Annotated in this window: 7 protein-coding genes; 1 reads left to right on the top strand and 6 read right to left on the bottom strand. The window is 75.6% G+C overall.

Annotated elements, in window-relative coordinates; genetic code table 11:
- Positions 1-34: 34 nt before the first annotated feature.
- From ADK60_RS02245 to ADK60_RS02220, 6 genes are all read right to left on the bottom strand, one after another.
- Positions 35-655 (bottom strand): GTP-binding protein, encoded by a 621-nt coding sequence (locus tag ADK60_RS02245; RefSeq protein WP_053642739.1) that lies wholly within the window; start codon positions 653-655, stop codon positions 35-37.
- A complete protein-coding gene (locus ADK60_RS02240) occupies positions 636-995 on the bottom strand; it encodes a DUF742 domain-containing protein (protein WP_045945116.1) in 360 nt (119 codons plus the stop codon). Before ADK60_RS02240 ends, ADK60_RS02245 begins: the two co-directional genes overlap by 20 nt.
- The gene (locus ADK60_RS02235) at positions 992-1,399 is read right to left on the bottom strand and encodes a roadblock/LC7 domain-containing protein (protein ID WP_030301817.1); all 408 of its coding nucleotides are present in this window, start codon (positions 1,397-1,399) and stop codon (positions 992-994) included. Before ADK60_RS02235 ends, ADK60_RS02240 begins: the two co-directional genes overlap by 4 nt.
- Entirely contained in the window at positions 1,396-3,063 is a 1,668-nt protein-coding gene (locus ADK60_RS02230; RefSeq protein ID WP_053642737.1) for an ATP-binding protein, read from the bottom strand. The genes ADK60_RS02235 and ADK60_RS02230 overlap by 4 nt, the downstream gene beginning before the upstream one ends.
- A 690-nt stretch (positions 3,064-3,753) precedes the next feature.
- Positions 3,754-4,197 carry a hypothetical protein gene (locus ADK60_RS02225; protein WP_053642735.1) on the bottom strand — a complete coding sequence of 148 codons (444 nt, stop codon included), beginning with the start codon at positions 4,195-4,197 and terminating at the stop codon, positions 3,754-3,756.
- A gap of 162 nt (positions 4,198-4,359) precedes the next feature.
- Positions 4,360-5,013, bottom strand: coding sequence for a hypothetical protein (locus ADK60_RS02220; protein WP_234370899.1), 654 nt, complete (start codon positions 5,011-5,013; stop codon positions 4,360-4,362).
- A gap of 174 nt (positions 5,014-5,187) precedes the next feature.
- Here ADK60_RS02220 and ADK60_RS02215 point away from each other — a divergent pair, with 174 nt between their 5' ends.
- Positions 5,188-6,000, top strand: coding sequence for an SDR family NAD(P)-dependent oxidoreductase (locus ADK60_RS02215; RefSeq protein ID WP_053642731.1), 813 nt, complete (start codon positions 5,188-5,190; stop codon positions 5,998-6,000).

Genomic DNA, 6,000 nt, shown 5'->3' with positions numbered 1-6,000 from the left:
GGGTGGGGGAGTGGGGCAGGGGCGGGTGGTGCGCTCACCGCGCGGCCCGCGACCCCGCCAGGTCGTAGAGGTAGTGCATGAGCGCGAGCAGCACGTCCCGTCCGGACTCGCGGACCCGGGCGTCGCACGCGACGATCGGGACCTCGGGCGGCAGGTCCAGCGCGAGCCGCAGCTCCTCGTCCGGGTGGGCGGGCGCGCCGGGGAAGGCGTTGGCGGCGACCACGAACGGCACGCCGCGGTCCTCCAACCGCCCGATCACGTCGAAGCTGACCTCCAGCCGACGGGTGTCGACCAGCACCACCGCGCCCAGGGCCCCTTCGAACAGGCCGTTCCACAGGAACCAGAACCGCTCCTGCCCGGGGGTGCCGAAGAGGTACAGCACCAGCTCGTCGCTGATGCTGATCCGGCCGAAGTCCATCGCGACCGTGGTCTCGGACTTCCGCTCGATCCCGGCCAGGTCGTCGACCTCCGCCCCGGCCTGGGTCATCGTCTCCTCGGTGGTCAGCGGACGGATCTCGCTCACCGCGCCGACCAGGGTGGTCTTGCCGACGCCGAAGCCGCCGACGACGACCACCTTGACGGCCGCGGTGGCCGAGTCCGGCAGGAGATCCTCGTCGGCCGGCCCGCGCACCGTGTCAGAGGCGCTGAAGTCCATGCATCACCGCCTCCAACAGGGCACGGTCGGGGAGAAGCGCGGCCGGGACGGAGGCGCGCGCCTCGACCCGCTCCTCGGCCACGAGGTCGGCCAGCAGCACGGTGACCGCGCTGACCGGCAGTCGCAGGTAGGCGGAGATCTCGGCCACCGAGAGCGGCGATCCGCACAGGCGCAGGATCGCCGCGTGCTCGGGCGGCATCGAGGGGGTGGGCTCCGCACGGGAGACGATCAGCGTGACCAGGTCCAACGCGGCCCGTCCGGCCGGTTGGGTGTGGCCGCGCGTGATCACGTAGAAGCGTTCCGGGGCGTCCTCGCCCCAGTCCCGGCCGGCTGTGCTCATGCGACGGGCTCGCCCCTTCGGGGAGGCGTACTGAGGTGTTCGCCGATCCGGGCGACCAGGTCGCGCATCCGCTGGCCCATCAGCCCGGCGTCCACGCCCTCGTCGGCCAGTACCGCGAGGAAGGCCCGGGCGCCGGCCGCCATCAGGTAGAAGAAGCCGCCGCCCATCTCGATCACCACCAGCCGCATCCGGCCGTCCCCGTGCGGGAACTCGTGGCCCACGGCCGCCGCCAGGCTCTGCAGACCGGCGCAGGCGGCGGCGAGCCGGTCGGCGGTGTCGGTCTCGGTGCCGTGCTGGGCCATGCGCAGGCCGTCCGCGGAGAGCACGATGACGTTCCGGACGTGCGGGACTTCGTCCGCCAACTGCTTGAGCAGCCAGTCCATGTTGGTCCGTGGCTGAATCACCGCTCGTCCCTCCCCGTCGTGTCCCCGTTGTCGTGGTCGGCCGCGCCCGTGCCGTTGACCCCTTCGGTGAAGGCGGCCAGCCAGAGGCCCGGCTGCACCGCCCCCGCCGGGGTCGAGGGATCGGCACCGGACCGGCCGGGTGGGCCGCCGAACCCGTCGCCCCGGCCGGTCGGGCCCGGTGAGCCGTTGGAGCCGGCCGAGCCGTTCGAGCCCGTCGAGCCGTTGACTGCCGATGCGCCGTTCGGGCCGGCCGTACCGTTCGCGCCCGCCGCGCCGCCCCTGGTCGCCGCCCGGCCGGTGGTGCCGGTGGAGCGGGCGGTGGTGGTGCGGGTCGTCGGGGTGACGCCGATCCGGGCCGTCGGCGCGGCGTGCCGGCGCCGACGGGGCAGACCGGTGGCGGTGCGCTCGGTCACCACCGGGACGTCCTCCCCACCGCTGAGCGGCCCCGGCAGCGAGCCGGAGAGCGGCCGCCGCGGCGGTGGCGAGGTGTGCGGGCGGCGGTCGTCCACCGGCTCCGGACCGGACGAGCCGGTGACACCGATGCCGTGGGCGCGCCCGGTCGCGGGCGCGGTGGTGATCAGCTCCTGCGGCACGACCAGCACCGCCCGCACCCCGCCGTAGGCCGAGGGGCGCAGCGAGACCTGGAAGCCGTACGCCCGGGAGAGCCGGCCGACGACGGCGAGGCCGAGCCGGGGGGTCTCACCGAGCTCGTTGAGGTCGATGCCGGCCTGCGCCTCCAGCAGCATCCGCTCGGCGCGGGCCCGGCCCTCCTCGCTGAGGCTGAGCCCGCCGTCCTCGATCTCGATCGCGATGCCGGTCTGCACCTCGACGGCGGTCAGGTGCACGCTGGTGTGCGGGGGCGAGTAGCGGGTGGCGTTGTCGAGGAGTTCGGCCACCGCGTGGATGAGCGGCTCGACCGCCGGGCCGACCACCGCCACGTCGGAGACCGGGTGCAGCTCGACCCGCTGGAAGTCGAGGATCCGCGACATGCCGCCGCGCAGCACGCTGTACAGCGGCACGGCCCGGTTCCACTGCCGGCCCGGCCGCGCGCCGCCGAGGACGGCGATGCTGTCGGCCAGGCGGCCGATGAGGGCGTTGCCGTGGTCGACCAGCAGCAGGTCGTCGAAGACCGCGGGGTCGTTGCCGTGCCGGTGCTCCATGATGCGCAGCTCGGCGGCCTGCCGGTGGACGATCGCCTGCACACGGCGGGCGATGTTGACGAAGGAGCGCCGTGAGGACTCGCGCAGCGCCTCCTCGTTCTCGACGGTCTCCAGTACGGCGCGCAGCAGGGTCTGCTGCGCGGTCCGGAACTCCGCGCCGACCGTGACGTCCTGGAGGGTGTACGCGTTGACCACGTCCTCCAGGCCCTCGCCGTGGGTGAGCCGGGTCATGGCGGCGGGCAGGACGGACTTGGCCAGTCGGATGTACTCGGTCTCCTGCCGGGTGAGCCGGCGGATCAGTTCACCCTCGCGCTGGACGGCCCGCGCGCGCAGTTCCTCCGTCGCCCGGCCCCGGCGGGCGGCCTCGGCGGCGACCAGGACCACGGCCAGGGTGCCCACCGCCGCGCAGACGGCGACGGGGAGGCGCGAGTCGGGGGTGGCCGCGGCCACGGCGACGGCGGCGACGGCAGCCGTCACGACGGTGGGCAGGAGCCAGACGAGCACGGGGGCGGAGCGCCGGCGTCCGGGTGACGAACCAGCACCAAGCATTCAGCATCCTCAAACGATCGGAAGAGTGGGGGGACGGGACGGGCGGGCGGCCGGTGGGCCTGAGGGTTCGGAGCGGTGCGGTGGGCGGTGGCGCGCGGGTGGTGCGCGGCACGGTGGGCCTCCGCCGTGCGGCGCCCGGGGACGGTGGGCGCGCGCCGGTGGCAGGACCTGGTCGTGCGGTCCGCTGCCGCTGTCTCTCCTCTCCGCCGCCGGTGGCCGGGACGGCCGCCGGGTCGTGGTTGCTCGCTGGGCGGCCGGTCGGTGCCGCGGTCGGTCCGGCCCGCCGGGACTCCGCCGTGGCCGTGCGTCGCGCGCACCGGAGGGAACGGTCCGGCCGGACCTCCGGACCCGTCGCCGGGCCGGTGATGGCACCAGGTTTACCGCGCCCCGTACGCCCCGAACCGGCGCTCGCCCCCGGTTCGCCAATGCGAGCGGTCTCCGGGTGAACTTGCCCCGAGCAAGGGCCACTTCGTGCTAGGGCCCGGATCCGGGCGGTGGGCTGCGGCCCCGGGGCGTCAGCCCGGGCCGGACCGCGTCCACCGAAATGATGAGCCGTCGAGGCCCCGGTGTCCGGGTGACGGCGGTGGGCCCGCTCGACCGGCGGGAGGGGGCCGGGAGCCGGGAGGCAGCGGGCGGGCGCGAGGGTCAGGCGGGGCGGACGGCGCGGGGGCCGGTCACGGTGGCGCCGAGTGCGGTGACCCGGGCGCGCAGGCCCCGGTCCGCCGTGACGACCAGGCAGCTCCGTCCGGGGCGGGCGGCGAGGGCCGCCGCGACGAGTACGACGATCAGGTCGTCACCACTGCCGGGGGCGGCCTCGACGCGTACCTCGGGTGTGGCCGTGACGCCCCGGGCCGCGCCCTCGACGACGAGCAGCACCTCCAGCGGACCGGTCCGCGCCCAGGCCGGGACGTCGGCCCGCTCGCCCGGGACCCCGTGGCCGGCGACGGGCGCGAGCGCGTCCCGCAGCCGCTCGGCCGCACCGTGCCGGTCGCGCCACCAGCCGTCGGGCACCGAACCCACCACGTTGGCGCCGTCCACCACGAGCAGCGGCAGCCCCGGGACGGCCTCGCCCGTCTCGCTCTCACCCATGGCGGGCCAGTCTGTCACGAACCCGCGGGGCGGCAGCGGGCCCGGCGCGGAGCAGGTGACGGGGGCGTGCGGACGGTCCGGAGCGCTGGTCCGCCCGTGCCGGACCGCCCCGTGCCGGACCGCCCCGTGCTGGTCCGCCGCGCACCGGTCCGCTCGGAGGTCTCAGAGGTCGGGGAAGCACTCCTCGGCGAACTCGCCGCCGAACACCTGCTGCGCGTGGGTGAGCATCCGGCGGGCGTACACGGGGTTCCGGGCCAGGGCGGAGTAGCCGTCGCCCTCGATGGTCAGCAGCCCGCAGGTGTCGGCGAGATAGACGTCCAGCCCCGGGTACATCAGCTCGACGCACGGGATGTCGTCCACGTCGAGCGCGAGCACCGGGTACTCGCCGTGCGCGTCGCCCGCGCCCGTCACCAGGACCCGGCGCGAGTCGGAACCGCCCGGGAGCAGGAAGCACTCGTCGAAGCGGTCCGAGACACCGTCGAAGCAGGAGCCCCAGAGCTCGCCGAGCTCGTCCCGCGCCAGCTCGCCCAACGGCCTCGGCGTGAAGCGGTCCTCCTCGTCGAGCCAGCCGAACCGGCGCAGCAGCCCGGTGTCGAAGGCCAGCCAGCGCCGCAGGCTCGGCGGCAGCGGCCGGCCGCTGGGGAAGACCGCCTCGGCCGGCGGGCCGGCCGGCAGCGGCTGCGGCTCGCCGGTCAGCCACGGCCCGGCCCACGCGCTGTAGTCCAGGATCGGCCGGTGCGGGTCCGCCTCGACGGAGGCGATCACGCGCTCGGTGAGCGCGATGCCGTGCTCGGCGGTCGGGGGGATCGGGGTCACGGGGTTCATCGGGCTCGCTGTCCTGTCCGCGAATCGCTCAACTGGTGCTCGGTCGCGCCGAATCTACGGCCCGCCTCCGACAGTGCCCGGCCCCGGGGGACCGGACCTGACGGGCTGTCGGCCCGCGGCCTAGGATCGACGGTTCACGAAACATCGATCCCGGAGGTCACAGGAATGTCGGACCAGCGTGTAGTCGTCGTCACCGGCGGAGGGACCGGCATCGGCGCGGCCACCGCGCGGCTGCTGCGGGCCGAGGGCCACCACGTGGTGGTGTCCGGCCGTCGGCGCGAGCCGCTGGAGCGGGTCGCCCGGGAGACGGGGGCGCTCGCGCACGTCTCCGACACCACCGAGCCGGAGGGCGTCCGGGGGCTGGTCGCGGCCGCCGTCGCCGCCTACGGCCGGATCGACGGTCTGGTGCTCAACGCCGGTGTGGGCCGGGGCGGTTCGGTGGGCGAGGTGACGCTGGAGGACTGGGAGCTGGTGATGCGGACCAATCTCACCGGCCCCTTCCTCCTGCTGCGCGAGGCGCTGCCGCACCTGCTGGTCGCGCGCGGCGCGGTGGTGGCGGTCGCCTCCGTCTCCGCGCTGCGCAACGGCGCCGGCAGTGCCGCGTACGCGACCTCGAAGGCCGCGCTGCTCCAGCTCTGCCGCTCGCTGGCCGTCGACTACGGCCGGCGCGGTCTGCGGGCCAACACCGTCTGCCCGAGCTGGGTGCGGACCGAGATGGCGGACCGCAGGATGGCGCGCTTCGCCGAGGAGGCCGAGCTGGCCGGCGGCGTCGACCAGGCCTACCGCGAGGCGACGGCACTGACCCCGGCGGGCCGGCCGGCGGAGCCGGCGGAGGTGGCCGCCGCGATCGGCTGGCTGCTCTCCCCGGCGGCGGGTTATGTGAACGGCGCGGTGCTCACGGTCGACGGCGGGGTGACCGCTCTGGATCCCGGAACGGCGGCCTTCGAACTCCGGATGGAGCCGCGCTCGGGCGGCTGA

The sequence above is a fragment of the Streptomyces sp. XY431 genome, assembly GCF_001279805.1.
Taxonomy (GTDB): Bacteria; Actinomycetota; Actinomycetes; order Streptomycetales; family Streptomycetaceae; genus Kitasatospora; species Kitasatospora purpeofusca.
This window is presented reverse-complemented; position numbering and strand designations above follow the sequence as displayed.

What these genes read in the sequence shown, in the direction of transcription:
- ADK60_RS02245 (WP_053642739.1), bottom strand. Translation starts at nt 655, where the DNA reads ATGGACTTCAGCGCCTCTGACACGGTGCGCGGGCCGGCCGACGAGGAT.
- ADK60_RS02240 (WP_045945116.1), bottom strand. Translation starts at nt 995, where the DNA reads ATGAGCACAGCCGGCCGGGACTGGGGCGAGGACGCCCCGGAACGCTTC.
- ADK60_RS02225 (WP_053642735.1), bottom strand. Translation starts at nt 4,197, where the DNA reads ATGGGTGAGAGCGAGACGGGCGAGGCCGTCCCGGGGCTGCCGCTGCTC.
- ADK60_RS02215 (WP_053642731.1), top strand. Translation starts at nt 5,188, where the DNA reads ATGTCGGACCAGCGTGTAGTCGTCGTCACCGGCGGAGGGACCGGCATC.